Origin of the sequence: Microbacterium sp. SL62, assembly GCF_026672635.1 — a bacterium.
GTDB lineage: Bacteria > Actinomycetota > Actinomycetes > Actinomycetales > Microbacteriaceae > Microbacterium > Microbacterium testaceum_A.
The window spans coordinates 119,684-134,862 of sequence record NZ_JAPPRM010000001.1; the positions used below are offsets into that span (position 1 = coordinate 119,684).

Sequence of the window (15,179 nt, forward strand, 5' to 3'; positions counted from 1 at the left end):
CCACCGCCCCGGCATGGCGCAGCGGCCCCGCCGACCGGCCCAATCGGGAACCCCGGCACGGGGGCACAACTCCTTCATATCGCGCGCCCGCGGCCCATCGACGGGGCGGAGCCGTCCGATCTGCTGGAGTTGTGCTGCGGCAGTGACCCCTCGCGGGTCAGGCGCGGAGGAACGCGGCGTTCAGCGACTCGGGGGCGAGGGCGTGCTCGACCGCGAGCATGCTCGCGCCGATCACGGCGGCCTTCTCGGCGGCGACCGACTGGACGATCGAGAGGTACTCGGTGGCCAGCGGCGTGGAGCGCGTGTACACGACCTCGCGGACGCCCGCGATGAGATGCTCGCCCACGCGCGCCATGGACCCGCCGATCGCGATCACCGAGGGGTTCATCAGGCTCACGCACGTCGTGAGCACCTCGCCGATGTCACGACCCGCCTGGCGCACGGCCTGGATCGCGTCGATGTTGCCGCGCTTGACGAGGTCGACCACGTCGGAGCCGGTGTGCGCGTCGATGCCCTGCGCGCGCAGCGCGCGCGCGATCGCGGGACCGGATGCCAAGGCCTCGAGGCATCCGCGATTGCCGCACTGGCACGGGATGTCGGCGCCGCGCGCGACCTGGACGTGACCGATGTCGCCGGCGATGCCCTGGGCTCCGCGCTGCAGGTGACCGTCGGAGATGATGCCGGTGCCGATGCCGGTGGCGACCTTCACGAACATGAAGTGGTCGACGGCGGGCCAGGCGATGCTGCGCTCGCCCAGCGCCATGATGTTGACGTCGTTGTCGACGAGGACGGGAACCGGCATGTGCTGGTAGATCCAGCCGGGGATGTCGAAGCGATCCCAGCCGGGCATGATCGGGGGGTTCACCGGCTGTCCGGTGGAGTGCTCGACGGGGCCGGGGACGCCGATGCCCATCGCGGCCACGTCGGAGGTGGAGCGGCCCGACTCGGAGAGCAGCGCCGTCGCGGTCTCGACGAGCCAGGTGAGCACGGGCTCGGGACCCGTGGCGATGTCGATGTCGCCGGTGCGCTCGCTGAGCACCTTGCCGGTGAGGTCGGCGATCGCGACCGTCGCGTGCGAGGCACCGAGGTCGACGGCGACGACGACCTTGGCCGCGGGGTTGATCGCGAACTGCGACGGCGGCCGTCCGCCGGTGGACACCGCGTCGGCGACGGGGGTGATGAGGCCCATGCGCATGAGCTCGTCGACGCGCACGGCGACCGTCGATCGGGCGAGGCCGGTCGACTTGGCCAGCTCCGCTCGCGTACGCGGTACGCCGTCTCGCAGCAGCTGGAACAACTGGCTCACGCCGTTGACCGACTGCACGGAATCTGTCGTCATCCTCTTCACGCCCTCAGTACACCATTAGTAGCAATGCATTCCATCCACATACCGACGGCGACTACGCGAATCACGCAGCCGCCGTCGGCATAAGGGGTCGTCAGCCCCGTCCCGGAGGACGGGAGAAGCGCTGCTGCAGGAGCACCGCGACCACGATGATGACACCTTTCGCCACCGCCTGTACGGAAGACGAGAGATTGTTCTGGATGAACACGTTCGACAACGTCGCGAAGATGAGGACGCCGAACACCGTACCGGTGATCGTGCCCCGGCCGCCGACGAGGAGCGTGCCGCCCACCACGACCGCGGCGATGGCATCCAACTCGTACAGCTGACCGTGGGTCGAGGTGCCCGCCGTCGTGCGGCCGAGGATCATGACGGCCGCGATGCCGGCGCACAGACCCGTGATCGCGTACAGCCACATCGTGTGCCGGCGCACGTCGATGCCCGCCAGGCGCGCGGCCTCGCGGTTGCCGCCGACGGCCACGGTGCGACGCCCGAAGGTGGTGCGGTTCAGCAGCACCCAGCCGAGGGCCGCCACGATGGCGAAGATCCAGATCAGGATGTCCACGCCGAGGATGTCGGCGTTCATGAAGGTGATGAAGCCGCGGTCCTGCACGACGAGCGTGCGACGCTCGGCCAGGATCTCGGCGAGGCCGCGCGCGCCGACGAGCATGGCGAGGGTCGCCATGAAGGCCACGACGTTGCCGTACGCGATGACGATGCCGTTGATGAGGCCGGCGCCCACGCCCACCGCGAGGGCGATGACGACCATGACGCTCCAGTGCAGGTTGTCGGCGAGATCCTGCACGGCCGCGAGGGTCGCGACCACGGAGGCGAGGCCCATGACCGAGCCGACCGACAGGTCGATGCCGCCCGCGATGATCACGAGGGTCATGCCGATGCTGATGACGCCGATGATCGAGGCCTGGCGGAGGATGACGAGCAGGTTGTCGACACTCGTGAACGACCCGGGCGCGGTGATGGCGCCGACGATCACGATGACCAGCAGCGCGACGACGAGACCGATGTTGCGGCCGGCCGATCCGGAGAGGAAGCGGCGCCAAGCGGGCTCGGGAGCGGAAGCCGCGACGGCCCCGGTCTCGGTGGGGACCGTGCGTGCACGGGTCGGGGTGGTCGGCTCGCTCACGCGGCGGATCCTTTCATGACGAGATCGAGCACGCCGTGCTCGTCGATCTGGTGGGAGGGGAGGGTGCTCAGGATGCGACCGTCGGCGACGACGAGGACGACATCGGCGAGGCCGAGGACCTCTTCGATCTCGCTCGAGACGACGACGACCGCGTTGCCTGCGGCGGCGAGATCGCGGATGAGGGCGTAGATCTCGGCGCGGGCGCCGACGTCGACGCCGCGGGTGGGTTCGTCGAGCAGCAGCACCTCGGTGCCGTGCACGAGCCAGCGGGCGAGCAGGATCTTCTGCTGGTTGCCGCCGGACAGGGTGCGCGCGGGACGATCGGGATCGGCCGGGCGCAACTCGAAGGCGTCGATCTGTTCGCGGGCGACCTTGCGCGCGGCGCGGTCGTCGAGGAACCCGCCCTTGGCGAAGCGCTTCATCGAGGCCAGCGCGATGTTCACGAAGATCGGCTCGTCGAGCACGAGCCCCTGGCTCTTGCGCTCCTCGGGCGACAGACCGATGCCGGCGCCGACGGCGGCGCGGACCGATCCGCGGGGAAGGACCTTGTCGCGCACGCGCACGGAGCCGGCGTTCGAGCGTCGCGCTCCGTAGACCGTCTCGAGGATCTCGGATCGACCCGAGCCGACGAGTCCGGCGAGCCCCACCACCTCACCGGCGCGCACCGAGAACGACACGTCGGAGAAGACCCCGTCGAGCCCGAGTCCCTGCACGTCGAGCACGACGGGGGCATCGGATGCCACGGGCACGCGCTCGGGGAAGACGTTGGCCACCTCGCGCCCGGTCATGAGCCGGATGAGTTCGGCCTTCGGGGTGTCGGCGGCGGAGAGACCGACCGCGGTGGTCCGCCCGTCCTTCAGGACGGTGATGCGGTCGCCGATCTCGCGGATCTCTTCGAGGCGGTGCGTGATGTAGACGACGGCGATGCCCGCGGCGGTGAGCTCGCGCACGACGGCGAAGAGGTTCTTGACCTCTTCGGTGTCGAGGACGGCCGAGGGCTCGTCCATGATGATCAGCTTGATGTCGTGCGACAGCGCGCGCGCCATGCTGACGATCTGCTTGTTGGCGGCGCTGAGCGAGCCGACCTCGGTGTTCGGAGAGAGGTTTGCGTGTCCGAGACGGCGCAGCAGCTCGCGGGTCTGCCTGGCGGCTTCGGCGCGCTGCGTGAAGCCACCGCGCGCGAGCTCGTGCCCGAGGAAGATGTTCTCGGCGATCGTGAGGCCGTCGACGACGTCGAGCTCCTGGTACATCGTCGCGATGCCGAGGTCGATGGCCGCGTCGGGGTCGGCGATGTCGACGTTCTCGCCGAGCCACACGATCTCTCCCTCGTCGGGGCGGTGCACTCCGGCGAGGGTCTTGATGAGAGTCGACTTGCCCGCGCCGTTCTGGCCCAGCACGCAGTGCACCTCACCGGCGACGATGTCGAGATCGACGCCGCGCAGGGCGCGGACGCCGGCGAAGGACTTGGTCACGCCTCGGACGGTGAGTAATGACGACTGATGGTCAACTTTGATCACGCGGCGAACATAACACGCCGCCTCACCGTCGCGCGACCCGAATTCGGTGCCGCGCCGGGAAGCCGCTCCCGCATGCGCGCGAGCGCTCTGCTGTCGGAATTAGCGTGGGCAGCGACTTATGCGGCTTGAAAAACAAAAGATGCTCAATCAACCGACACTTCTGCTAGCGTGAGCCACGTCAGAGTGGACCCTTCCTTCCGGAATGACCCGGGGCCGCGATGACCCCAGCTGCATCACATTTCAAGGAGGAAACATGCGCTCACAGTGGAAGTCGCGTTCGCGACTCGTCCTGACCGGCATCGCCGTCGTCGCCTCGGTCGGCCTTCTCGCCGGCTGCACCGGCTCGGGCGGCGACAGCCAGAACGTAGTCGACCAGGGCACCACGACCGAAGAGAACGCCGCCGCCGGTGACACCGTCACCATCGGGTTCTCGGGCCCCGCCGCCGACCACGGGTGGCTCGGCGCCATCAACTCGGGTGCGCTCGCCGCCGCCGAGAGCTTCCCCGACGTCGACCTCAAGGTCGCCGAGGGCACGAACGACGTCAACGCGCAGATCGCGGCCGTCGAGACCTTCATCAACGACGGCGTCGACGCCATCGTGCTGCTGCCGAGCGACGGCGCCGCCCTCACCGAGGTCGCGATCAAGGCGATGAACGCGGGCATCCCCGTGATCAACGTCGACCGCGAGTTCTCGAGCCCCTTCGCCGCCCGCTCGACCATCCTGGGCGACAACTACGGCATGGGCGTCAGCGCCGGCACCTACATCTGCCAGCAGCTCGAGGGCAACAGCAATGCCGTCGTCGGCGAGATCGCGGGCATCGACTCCCTGCCGCTCACGCAGGACCGCTCGGCGGGCTTCGCCGACGCCCTGTCGGACTGCGGCCTGAAGGTCGGACCCCGCGTCGCCGCGGACTTCACCGTCCAGGGCGGCGAGGCCTCGACCTCGCAGCTGCTGTCGGCGAACCCGAAGATCGACGCCATCTGGAACCACGACGACGACCAGGGCATCGGCGTGCTCGCCGCCATCACGGCAGCCGGTCGCGACGAGTTCATCATGGTCGGCGGCGCGGGCAGCCGGAACGCGATGGAGTCCATCCAGGCCGACGACAGCGTCCTGAAGGCCACGGTCATCTACCCGTCGACGCAGGCCGCCGACGGCATCGCCCTGGCGCGCCTGATCGCGCAGGGCAAGACCGCCGGTGACCTCATCACGCCCAGCGTCCCCAACCGCATCGTGTTGGACGCCCCCGTGGTGACGAAGGACAACGTCGCGTCCTTCATCGACCTCTCGTTCCAGTCCTGACCCGGTCCGGGGCGTCCGCGTTCGTCGCGGGCGCCCCGTCCCCCGTCCCCCCACAGAAAGACCTCCATCGTGACCCAGCCCCTTCGCATCGCCATGATCGGTGCGGGATTCATGGGCGCCGCGCATTCCCAGGGATGGCGCGTCGCCCCTCGTTTCTTCGACCTCCCCCTCGCCCCCGAGATGAGCGTGCTCGTCGGGCGCGACGCGGCCCGCACGCAGGCCGCCGCCGAGACCTGGGGCTGGCAGGAGAGCGCGACGGACTGGCGCGAGGTCATCCACCGCTCCGACATCGACGTCGTCGACATCGTCACCCCCGGCGATTCGCACGCCGAGATCGCGATCGCCGCCCTCGCCGCCGGCAAGCACGTCCTGTGCGAGAAGCCCCTCGCCAACACCGTCGACGAGGCCCGGCGCATGGCCGAGGCCGCCTCGTCGGCCGCAGACAACGGCATCCGCTCGATGGTCGGCTTCACGTACCGACGTCTTCCCGCCACGACCTTCGCCCGCGACCTCGTCGCCGCGGGCCGCCTCGGCGACATCCGCCAGGTGCGCGCCGAATACCTCCAGGACTGGCTGAGCGACGCCGAGGCCCCGCTCACCTGGCGCCTGCAGAAGGACCGCGCCGGATCCGGCGCCCTCGGCGACATCGGCGCCCACGCCGTCGACCTCACCGAGTTCATCACCGGGCAGCGCGTGAGCCGCGTCGCCGGCATCCTCGAGACGATCGTCGACGAGCGTCCCGTCCTCGCCTCCTCGTCCGGGCTCTCCGGTTCCGCGGGCACCGAACGCGGGGCCGTCACCGTCGACGACCTCGCCCTGTTCACCGGTCGCCTCGAGAGCGGCGCCCTCGCCTCGTTCGAGGCCTCGCGCTTCCGCCTCGGCCGCAAGAACGCCCTGCGGATCGAGATCGCCGGATCCCTCGGCTCGCTGTCGTTCGACCTCGAGAGCCCGAACGAACTCCAGTTCTACGACGCCACGCTCCCCGCCGCCGAGCAGGGCTTCCGTCGGATCCTCGTCACCGAGCCCGAGCACCCCTACGTCGCCGCGTGGTGGCCCACCGGTCACATGCTCGGCTACGAGCACGGCTTCTCGCACCAGGCGAAGGACTTCGTCGAGGCCGTCGCCGCCGGAGCCGCCCCGACCCCCTCGTTCGCCGACGGCCTGCACGTGCAGGAGGTGCTCGACGCCGTCGCGCGCAGCTCCGAGGCCGACGGCGTCTGGACCGGCGTCGATGCCGACCTGGCCACCGCTTCTTCCGGGGGCCGCGCGTTCGCGGCATCCTGAATCCGATCCCGGAACCGCACCGACGAAAGGACGCCGCGATGACGCGACCGATCACCCTCTTCACCGGCCAGTGGGCCGACCTCCCCTTCGAGGAGGTGGCCCGTCTCGCCGGCGAGTGGGGCTACGACGGCCTCGAGATCGCCTGCTGGGGCGACCACCTCGACCCTTGGCGCTGGGACGACGAGGCCTACGTGCAGGGCAAGCTCGACGTGCTCGAGCGCAACGGCCTGAAGGTGTGGACCATCTCGAACCACCTCAAGGGCCAGGTCGTCTGCGACGACCCCATCGACCAGCGTCACCGCGACATCGTGTCGGACCGGGTGTGGGGCGACGGCGACCCCGAGGGCGTGCGTCAGCGCGCCGCCGAAGAGCTGAAGAACACCGCGCGCCTCGCCGCGAAGCTGGGCGTCAAGACGGTCACGGGCTTCACCGGCTCGAGCATCTGGAAGTACGTCGCGATGTTCCCGCCCGCCACCGAGCAGATGGTGGATGCCGGATACCAGGACTTCGCGGACCGCTGGAACCCGATCCTCGACGTGTTCGACGAGGTCGGCGTGCGTTTCGCCCACGAGGTGCACCCCTCCGAGATCGCCTACGACTACTGGACGACGAAGCGCGCGCTCGAGGCCATCGGACACCGCTCGGCGTTCGGCCTCAACTGGGATCCCTCGCACATGGTGTGGCAGGACATCGATCCGGTCGCGTTCCTTTGGGACTTCCAGGACAAGATCTTCCACGTGCACTGCAAGGACACGAAGAGGCGTCTCGGCAACGGCCGCAACGGACGCCTGTCGTCGCACCTGCCGTGGGCCGACCCGCGCCGCGGGTGGGACTTCATCTCGACCGGGCACGGCGATGTGCCGTGGGAGGACGCCTTCCGCATGCTCAACGCCATCGGCTACGACGGGCCGCTGTCGGTCGAGTGGGAGGACGCGGGCATGGACCGCCTGGTCGGAGCGCCCGAGGCGCTCGGATTCGTGCGGAAGCTGTCGTCGTACGAGCCCTCCGGGGCGGCGTTCGACGCGGCGTTCAGCCAGCGCTGATCCGGGGGGATCGGTCGGAAGCGAAAAGAAGGGCCGGATGCCGAGGCATCCGGCCCTTCCGTCTGCCCGGGCGGGGCCTGAAGGGGCGCCTAAGCGCCCTCGCTCCCCGCGACACGACGCAGGAGATCCGGTCGCGCGATACCGTTCTGGCCGCACGGCGGGCGGATGGGGACGGAAACTCCTGCGTTGTGCCCGCAGCCGCGATGCGGGGTCGCCGTGGCCGGGCTTTGAGCTACGGCGGCCCGAACGTCCTCCCACCGCGGGCCAACGGACACGACGCAGGAGATCCGCCCCGGCGACACCGCCTCTGGCGGGCGCGGGACGGGGTTCGAGTCCGAGACTCCTGCGTTGTGTCCCGCCGGGTCAGACGCCCAGGCCGCGCAGCACCAGGTCGCGGACGCCCGCGGCCGGCAGCGACTCGGCGTCGGGCAGCAGGCCGGCGTCGCTCGTGACGAGCATCGGTCCGTCGCGCCGCGTCGACGACAGGCGGCCGTGCGTCCCGCGGACGCACGAGGGGTCGAGCGGCACCGTGCTCATCGCGTAGCGCAGGCCCAGCTTCTTCTTCACGAGGTTCGCGCCGGCCTTGGCCTTGGCGAGACGGTCGGCGGGGTCGAAGAACAGCTCGGCGGGGTCGTATCCGGGCTTGCGGTGGATGTCGACGCCCCGGGCGTACTCCGGGGCGCGCTCGTCGTCGAGCCAGAAGTAGTAGGTGAACCAAGCGCCGGGCTCGGCCACCACCACCAGTTCGCCGGAGCGGTCGTGGTCCAGGCCGTACCGCGCCTGCGCGTCGCGGTCGAGAACCTCGTCGACACCCTCGAGTCCGCGCAGCAGCGCCGTCACGCGGGGGAGGTCGGCCGCATCCGGAACGTACACGTGAGCGACCTGATGGTCGGCGACGGCGAACGCCCGCGAGGTCCACGGGTCCAGCTGTTCCCGCCCGTCCTGCACGTACACCTCGAGCAGTCCCTCGCGGCGCAGGGCGCGGTTGACGTCGACGGGGCGCGAGGCCTGCTCGATGCCGTACTCCGACACCGCGACGACGCTGTACCCGCGCTCGAGCGCGTCGGTCAGCAGGGGGGCGATCGCGTCGTCGAGCTCGCGCGCCGCGTGCGCGGCCTCGGGGCCGTTCGGACCGAAGCGTTGAAGGTCGTAGTCGAGGTGCGGCAGGTACGCCATCGCCAGGTCGGGCGCCGGACCCCACCGCTCGGTGATCACGCCGCGCGTCGCTTCGGCGAGCCACGCGCTGCTCTGGATCGTCGCGGTCGGGCCCCAGTACTGGAACAGGGGGAACTCGCCGAGCGCTCCGACCAGCTGGTCGTGCAGGGCCGCGGGGCGGACGTACGCGTCGGGGCTCTTGCGCCCGTCGGCGTGGTAGATCGGCCGCGGGGTCACGGTGATGTCGGTCGTCGCCCCCATCGCGAACCACCAGCCGAGGTTGGCCGTGGTCAGCTCGGGGCGCGAGCGCCGCGCGGTCTCCCACACCTTCTCTCCGGCGACGAGCTTGTTGTGCTGGCGCCACAGGAGAGGGTCGCCGAGGCCGCGGAAGTGCCAACCGTTGCCGACGATCCCGTGCTCGCGCGGCATCGTGCCGGTGAGCATGGTCGACTGCACGCTGCACGTGACGGCGGGGAGGATCGTGTCGAGCCCCAGGTGCCCACCGGCGCGGGCGAGCGCGGTGAGTCGGGGCATCGCGGCGAGTGCGCGCGGGGTGAGCCCCACGATGTCCAGCAGCAGGACCTTGGTCATACCAGGCTCCTTTCGTCGATTCCGGATGCCGGCACCCCGGCGACAGCGCGCGGCAGGTGCGCGTGCGCCCAGCGCAGTTCGGCCGCGATCCCGCCGACGAGCGTTTCGGGCTGCAGTTCTTCGGGCAGCACCGACCAGGTGTAGGTCTCGATGTCGAGGTGGGCGTCACCGCCGTCGGGCGTCTCGAGGACCGCGTCGACCGCGGCGAGCAGCACCTCGGTCGTGGCGCGGAGGGGGGCTGCGGGACGCGCGTGCAGGGGGATGTGGACGTGCACGCGCCAGGCGCGGTCGGTCGGCCACGGCGCGGCGGCGTCGAGCACCTCGGGGAGGTCGTCGGCGGAGCGTCGACCACTGGCCTCGCGCACCTGGTGGACGTAGCGTTCCTCGGCGAAGGGCCGGAGCGCGTCCACCGTGCGGGGGTCGGCGGGGTCGGGCACCTCGAGCGCGACCGAGGCCTGCACCTTCACGATGCGGATGCCGGCGGCGGCGGCCGCGGCGACCGCTCCGGCGGGGTCGGCGAACGACACCGCGAGGTGGCAGGTGTCCAGGCACAGCCCGAGGCGGCCCTCCGCGGTCAGGTGCGGGCGGGCGCCGAGCCAGGCCACCACGTCGGCGACGTCGTCGAGGATGCAGCCGGGCTCGGGTTCGATCGCCACGCGGACGATGCGTCCCGTCTCGCGCTCCAGCGCGGCGAGGCCCTCGACGAGTCCGGCGAGGTGCTCCTCCGCGGCACGGTCGGCCGCGGCATCCCACCCCTCCCTCCATCCCAGCGGGAGCGTCGAGATGCTGCCCTCGGCCCCGGCGGGAAGAAGCGCCGCGAGGGCGCGCGCGCAGTCGAGCGTGTACTCCCGGCGCTCGCGCGTGGTCCAGTCGGGGCGGTACACCGCGAGCTTGACGACGTCGTCGTGGAACCCGCGGTACGGGAAGGCGTTGACCGTGCGCAGCTCCAGCCCGTTGCGCTCGAGGGCGTCGGCGAGGACACCGCGGGCCCGCGGGTCGTCGGAGAGGAGGGATGCCACGCCCACCGGCATCCACAGTCCGACGCCGAGTCGCTCGAGGCCCGCCGCCCGCCGGACGGGGCCCGCGTGCTCGTCGAGCTGGCGGACGATGCCGGGCAGGTCTTCGGCGGGGTGGACGTTGGTGCAGTACGACAGCTCCACCCTCACGCCCCCTGGCGCGATGCCATACCGCGTAGCACGGAGTTGCCGGCGAACAGCTCGGGCCCCTGGCTCGCGGGAGCGAAGCCGTCGATCGGGTCGGTGTTCACGCGCCCGCTCTGCGCGTAGAAGTCGCGCGGGTTGCGCCAGAGGATCCGGTCGACGTCGTCGTCGCTGAACCCCGCATCGAGCATGGCCAGCCCTGTCTTCGCCGTCTTGAGCGGGTCGGAGCGGCCCCAGTCGGCCGCGGAGTTCACGATGACGCGGTCGAGCCCGATGCGCTGCATGATGGCGACGACGCGTTGCTCGTCCATCTTGGTGTCGGGGTAGATCGAGAAGCCCATCCAGGCGCCGCTGTCGGCGACCGCGTCGACGCAGGTCTCGTTGAGGTGGTCGACGAGCACGCGCTCCATCGGGATGCCGGACTCGGCCACCACGTCGAGCGTGCGCCGGGTGCCCACGGTCTTGTCGCGATGCGGGGTGTGGACGAGCACGGGGAGGTCGAACTCGATGCCGAGCGCGAGGTGTTGGCGCAGGATCTCGTCTTCTTCGGGGGTCATCGAGTCGTAGCCGGTCTCACCGACCGCGACGACCCCGTCCTTGGCGAGGTACGTCGGCAGCTCGGCCATGACCTCGCGGCAGCGCGCGTCGTTCGCCTCTTTCGGGTTCAGCGCGATCGTGCAGTGGTGGCGGATGCCGAACTGCGCCGCACGGAACCTCTCCCACCCGATCAGCGCGTCGAAGTAGTCGAGGAACGACCCCACGCTCGTGCGCGGCTGGCCGAGCCAGAACGCCGGCTCCACCAGGGCGCGCACGCCCGCGTCGTACATCGCCTCGTAGTCGTCGGTGGTGCGGGCGGACATGTGGATGTGGGGGTCGAAGATGCGCATGTCAGGCCCTTTCGCGAGCACGGAGGAAGGAGAGGTCGTCGGGCACGGAACGGCCGGCGGCACGACGTTCGGCGGCGAAGCGCTCCGCCATCGCGGCGAGTTCGTCGTCGGCGCGGGCATCGAGGGCGACGACGACCGAGAGGGGGATGCCGAGGAACACGCACTTCAGCACGCCGTGACGCCACGCGTGGTCGTCGAGGTGATCGGCGGCGAAGCGCCCGAGGGCGGCGGCGACCAGTCGCGTGTCGTTGGCGCGGAGGGCGTCCGCGACGAGCTCCAGACCGGCCTCGCACCAGGCGGCGGTGGGCGCGGTGATCGCGTCGAGGCCGCGCAGCACCCCGCGGCGCTCGGCGTCGTCGCCGCGGCGGTACAGCGCGACCGCCACGGCCGGGTCGGCCCCGCTGTCGGCCAGGGCCGCGATGAGGGCGGCGCGGGCGACGTCGTCGGCGGTGGGGGCGAACGGCGCGGCCGAGAGGGGGTCCCGCCCCACCTCGCGACCCGCCGCGGCGAACAGGCGCGCGGAGCGGGCGGCATCCGCGCGCACCTGCTTTACGGCGAGGGCGGTCCAGGGGTGGAGGGGCCGACCGTCCCCGGAGGACGGGGTTTCGACCGCGCTCCGCGTCGGGGCGATGACCGAGCGCTCCCCCGCCGCGATCAGCGCCGCGATGCTCGACGCCGCGAGCTCGGGGGCCGCGTGCGCGTGCCGCGGCAACTCCACCGCGATCACGCCGCGGTAGTCGATCTCGCGCAGCGTCGAGAGGGCGGCATCCAGGTCGAGCTCGCCCTCCCCGAGCGGAAGGTGCTCGTGCGCGGTGGGGAGCATGTCGTCGGCCTGCACATTGCGCAGCAGGGGGCCCGCCGCTCGCAGAGCACCCACCACCCCGTCGGGCTCGACCACCACGCAGTGACCGAGGTCGACCGTGAGGCCGAGGTTCGCGGGGTGGCCGAGCCGGGCGCGGAGCGCGAGGGCGTCGGCCACGGTCTCGACCAGCATCCCCGGCTCGGGCTCGAGGGCGAGGGTGACGCCCGCGTCCGCGGCGAACGCGGCGAGCTCGACGAGGCGTTCCTCGAGCAGCACGCGCGCCTGATCGGTCGAGACGTCGTCGGGCACGACCCCGCTCCACAGCGAGACGCACTCGGCGTCCAGGATCGCGGCGATCTCGACCGCCCGCCGCAAGAAGGCCATGCGCGACGCGGCGTCGCGATCGACGAGGGTCGGCCGATGCTTGCGCAGGGGGTCGAGCAGGTAGCGGGCGCCCGTCTCGACGACCACCCGCAGCCCCCGGCGGCGGAGGTCCGCGGCGAGCGCCTCGCTCTGTTCGCGCCAGTCGGAGGCGAAGGGGTCGAGGTGGGGGTGGCCGAGGGTGAGGGCGACGGCGCCGTACCCGTGATGCTGCAGCACGTCGAGGGCGGAGGGCAGCGGGTGGTCGGTGAAACCGTTGGTGCCGTATCCCCAGGTCCAGTTCATGTGATGTCTCCCGTCGAACGGCGGCGGCCGAGCACGCGGCCGAGAATCTCGATGCCCACGAGGGCCACGGTCGCCAGCGGCGAGCCCGCCCGGGCGGCGAGGGCGGACTGCAGGGGGACGACGGCGCCGATGCCCGCGCGGGTGGCGTCACGTGCCTGAGCCGCCCCGGGATCACGAGCGACCGCGAGCTGGCCGGGCAGGACCGCGGCGAGGTAGCGCGCTCCCCCGAGCACGGCGGCGGAGCGGTTCGAGCGTCCGAGTAGACCGGATGCCGCCACGGCGACGCTCGTGCCCACGGCGACGCGACCGGTGGTCGCCGTCGACCCGTCGACCTCGCCCCGTGAGATCGCGGTGACGGCGACCGTGTGGGCGGCGACCGCACCCGCGGGGACCAGGGCCGAGCGCCACCCCGGCCCGGCGGCACCCATCATCACGTCGAGCCCGCGGCAGACGGCCATGACGACCGGACCGGCCGCCGTCGGCTTGAACACGGTGTCGTAGGCCCACAGGGCTCCGGCGAGCGCGACCGACACCAGACCCGAGCGGCGACCGGCCGCGAACGCCGCGCCCACCCCGAGGGCGGTGAGACCCACGCCCACCGCGAGCGCGCGGTCGCGGCTGATCCGCCCCGAGGGGATGGGGCGCTCGGGGCGCTCGAGCGCATCGAGGTCGGCATCCGCCCAGTCGTTCAGCGCCATCCCGGCGCTGTACAGGCAGACGGACGCGGCCGCGAGCGCGCCCCCGCGCAGGGGACCGTCGCCGCCCGCCCCGCGCGCGCTCAACGCCCCGACGAGAGCATCGCCGAGGACGGTGAGCGAGGCGGGGGCGCGGACGAGGTCGAGGTAGTCCGCGACCCGGGTCACGGTGCGGCGACCCGGGCTGCCGCGACGGCGGCTGCGGTCTCGTGCACCCACGAGACGAACTGGGCGGTCTGCTCGCCGAAGCCGTGGACGTCGCTCCCCCACGGATCCTTGAAGAAGCAGCCGAGGGCGGTGACGACCCCCGCGTGGCCCGCGCGGGTCGCGAGAGACAGCGCTCGGACGAGGTCGATGACGAGGGGCGCCGCGAGGGCGGAGTCGTAGGCGCTCCAGGTGGTCTGCAGCGTGACGCGACTGCCGAGGAACCCTGCCGCGCTGACGTGGTCCCACGCGGTCTTGACGTCGCCGAGGTCGGGCACGTTGTCGATGTGCAGCGGGGTGACGACGTCGTCGCCGACGAGAGCGTGCAGACCGCGGTTCTTCGAGACCAGCTTGGAGCGGACGGCCTCGGGGTCGGCCAGGGTCGCGCCGTCGCCGCCGCCGAGGAGGTTGGTGCCGGCCCAGGACTGCACCCGGAACCCGCGGGCGGTGAACATCGGCGCCAGCACCGTCCGCAGCAGCGTCTCGCCGGTCTTGCCATCCTGCCCCGCGTACGCGATGCCCGCGCGTTCGGCGCGCTCGCGCAGGACGGGGAGGTTGAGGGATGCCGAGGGGGTGAAGGCGGCGTAGGCGGCTCCGGCCGCGATGGCGGCGAGGGCGGCGCGCGAGCTGGGCGGAAGGACCCGCGCACCCGGGGTCGTGAGGGCCGCCTGCAGGAGGGCGTCGTCTTCGAATCCGGGGTGGTACGGCGGAAGGGGCTCGGTGGACGAGACGTCGATGACGACGACCTCGCGCAGGTCGTGACGGTCGCGGAAGTCGGCGATGTCGGCCGCGAGCAGGTCGATCTCGTCCTGCTGGGTCGCCGTCATCGTGGGGACGGGGCGGAGGTTCTGCTCGGTCTCGCGCAGGCGCTCGGCCACCGCGTCGACGAGGGCCACGGGGAACATCCCGCCGGCGGCGAGCTGACGCGCGCGCTCCTCGAGCGGGGTCGACGAGATGTCGTGTCCGCCCACGACGATGTCGGCGATCGCGGGGAACTCGTCGACGCGCACCGCGTCGGTCTCGGTCGTGAGGCCGACGGGCGTCGCGACGCCCAGGGCGAGGGCGTGGATGCCGAGGGTGGCCGTGGTCGCGAGCGAGCCGCGAGCGCCGATGAACCAGGCGCCGACGTCGGCGGTGCGGCGGGTGTCCGAAGTGTTCACGCGGGGGTCCGTTCTTCGTTGAGGGACGTCGAATACCGGGGACGCACGACGGCACGACTCCGTGGGGGCGGAGGCGTTCGAGAGGGGCGCTCCGAGGGGGATGGAGGGCGACCCGGGGGTGGTGGGGGACTCGTCGTCGAGGTGACCTGGTCCTTCCGACAGTAGTGCGGCTTTTGCGGTAAGGCAACCAAAAGATGTCGGATTAAAGAGCAATATTCGTCGT

12 protein-coding genes are annotated in these 15,179 nt (G+C 71.6%); 3 read left to right on the plus strand and 9 right to left on the minus strand.

Annotated elements, in window-relative coordinates; all coding sequences use genetic code 11:
- Positions 1-157: 157 nt before the first annotated feature.
- The 3 genes from OVA26_RS00495 to OVA26_RS00505 form a co-directional block, all read right to left on the minus strand.
- Complete coding sequence (locus OVA26_RS00495; RefSeq protein ID WP_056224407.1) at positions 158-1,339, minus strand: ROK family transcriptional regulator; 1,182 nt, start codon at positions 1,337-1,339, stop codon at positions 158-160.
- A gap of 100 nt (positions 1,340-1,439) precedes the next feature.
- The gene (locus OVA26_RS00500) at positions 1,440-2,489 is read right to left on the minus strand and encodes an ABC transporter permease (RefSeq protein ID WP_144784327.1); all 1,050 of its coding nucleotides are present in this window, start codon (positions 2,487-2,489) and stop codon (positions 1,440-1,442) included.
- Positions 2,486-3,961 (minus strand): sugar ABC transporter ATP-binding protein, encoded by a 1,476-nt coding sequence (locus tag OVA26_RS00505; RefSeq protein ID WP_268102471.1) that lies wholly within the window; start codon positions 3,959-3,961, stop codon positions 2,486-2,488. Before OVA26_RS00505 ends, OVA26_RS00500 begins: the two co-directional genes overlap by 4 nt.
- A gap of 298 nt (positions 3,962-4,259) precedes the next feature.
- Between OVA26_RS00505 and OVA26_RS00510 the strand changes: the two genes are divergently transcribed.
- From OVA26_RS00510 to OVA26_RS00520, 3 genes are all read left to right on the plus strand, one after another.
- The gene (locus OVA26_RS00510) at positions 4,260-5,309 is read left to right on the plus strand and encodes a substrate-binding domain-containing protein (protein ID WP_268102472.1); all 1,050 of its coding nucleotides are present in this window, start codon (positions 4,260-4,262) and stop codon (positions 5,307-5,309) included.
- Positions 5,310-5,402: 93 nt separating this feature from the next.
- Positions 5,403-6,593, plus strand: a complete 1,191-nt coding sequence (locus tag OVA26_RS00515; RefSeq protein ID WP_268104842.1) for a Gfo/Idh/MocA family protein — start codon at positions 5,403-5,405, stop codon at positions 6,591-6,593.
- A gap of 38 nt (positions 6,594-6,631) precedes the next feature.
- Positions 6,632-7,636 carry a sugar phosphate isomerase/epimerase family protein gene (locus tag OVA26_RS00520; RefSeq protein WP_268102473.1) on the plus strand — a complete coding sequence of 335 codons (1,005 nt, stop codon included), beginning with the start codon at positions 6,632-6,634 and terminating at the stop codon, positions 7,634-7,636.
- 363 nt (positions 7,637-7,999) lie between these two features.
- On the opposite strand, the gene OVA26_RS00525 is transcribed toward OVA26_RS00520, so the two are convergent.
- From OVA26_RS00525 to OVA26_RS00550, 6 genes are read right to left on the minus strand one after another with little or no spacing between them, the layout of a single operon-like run.
- Complete coding sequence (locus OVA26_RS00525) at positions 8,000-9,382, minus strand: nucleotide pyrophosphatase/phosphodiesterase family protein (protein WP_268102474.1); 1,383 nt, start codon at positions 9,380-9,382, stop codon at positions 8,000-8,002.
- Positions 9,379-10,548 (minus strand): metabolite traffic protein EboE, encoded by a 1,170-nt coding sequence (gene eboE / locus OVA26_RS00530; protein WP_268102475.1) that lies wholly within the window; start codon positions 10,546-10,548, stop codon positions 9,379-9,381. Before eboE ends, OVA26_RS00525 begins: the two co-directional genes overlap by 4 nt.
- Positions 10,545-11,429 carry a TatD family hydrolase gene (locus OVA26_RS00535; protein WP_268102476.1) on the minus strand — a complete coding sequence of 295 codons (885 nt, stop codon included), beginning with the start codon at positions 11,427-11,429 and terminating at the stop codon, positions 10,545-10,547. The genes eboE and OVA26_RS00535 overlap by 4 nt, the downstream gene beginning before the upstream one ends.
- A 1-nt stretch (position 11,430) precedes the next feature.
- Positions 11,431-12,897: an EboA domain-containing protein gene (locus OVA26_RS00540; protein ID WP_268102477.1), complete on the minus strand. Its 1,467-nt coding sequence runs from the start codon at positions 12,895-12,897 to the stop codon at positions 11,431-11,433.
- Positions 12,894-13,760 (minus strand): SCO3242 family prenyltransferase, encoded by an 867-nt coding sequence (locus OVA26_RS00545; protein WP_268102478.1) that lies wholly within the window; start codon positions 13,758-13,760, stop codon positions 12,894-12,896. Before OVA26_RS00545 ends, OVA26_RS00540 begins: the two co-directional genes overlap by 4 nt.
- A complete protein-coding gene (locus tag OVA26_RS00550; RefSeq protein WP_268102479.1) occupies positions 13,757-14,956 on the minus strand; it encodes an inositol-3-phosphate synthase in 1,200 nt (399 codons plus the stop codon). The genes OVA26_RS00545 and OVA26_RS00550 overlap by 4 nt, the downstream gene beginning before the upstream one ends.
- Positions 14,957-15,179: the final 223 nt, after the last annotated feature.

Excerpts from the sequence above, each read along its gene's own strand:
- OVA26_RS00495 (WP_056224407.1), bottom strand. The coding sequence starts at position 1,339 with ATGACGACAGATTCCGTGCAGTCGGTCAACGGCGTGAGCCAGTTGTTC.
- OVA26_RS00510 (WP_268102472.1), top strand. The coding sequence starts at position 4,260 with ATGCGCTCACAGTGGAAGTCGCGTTCGCGACTCGTCCTGACCGGCATC.
- OVA26_RS00515 (WP_268104842.1), top strand. The coding sequence starts at position 5,403 with ATGATCGGTGCGGGATTCATGGGCGCCGCGCATTCCCAGGGATGGCGC.
- OVA26_RS00520 (WP_268102473.1), top strand. The coding sequence starts at position 6,632 with ATGACGCGACCGATCACCCTCTTCACCGGCCAGTGGGCCGACCTCCCC.
- OVA26_RS00525 (WP_268102474.1), bottom strand. The coding sequence starts at position 9,382 with ATGACCAAGGTCCTGCTGCTGGACATCGTGGGGCTCACCCCGCGCGCA.
- OVA26_RS00535 (WP_268102476.1), bottom strand. The coding sequence starts at position 11,429 with ATGCGCATCTTCGACCCCCACATCCACATGTCCGCCCGCACCACCGAC.
- OVA26_RS00540 (WP_268102477.1), bottom strand. The coding sequence starts at position 12,897 with ATGAACTGGACCTGGGGATACGGCACCAACGGTTTCACCGACCACCCG.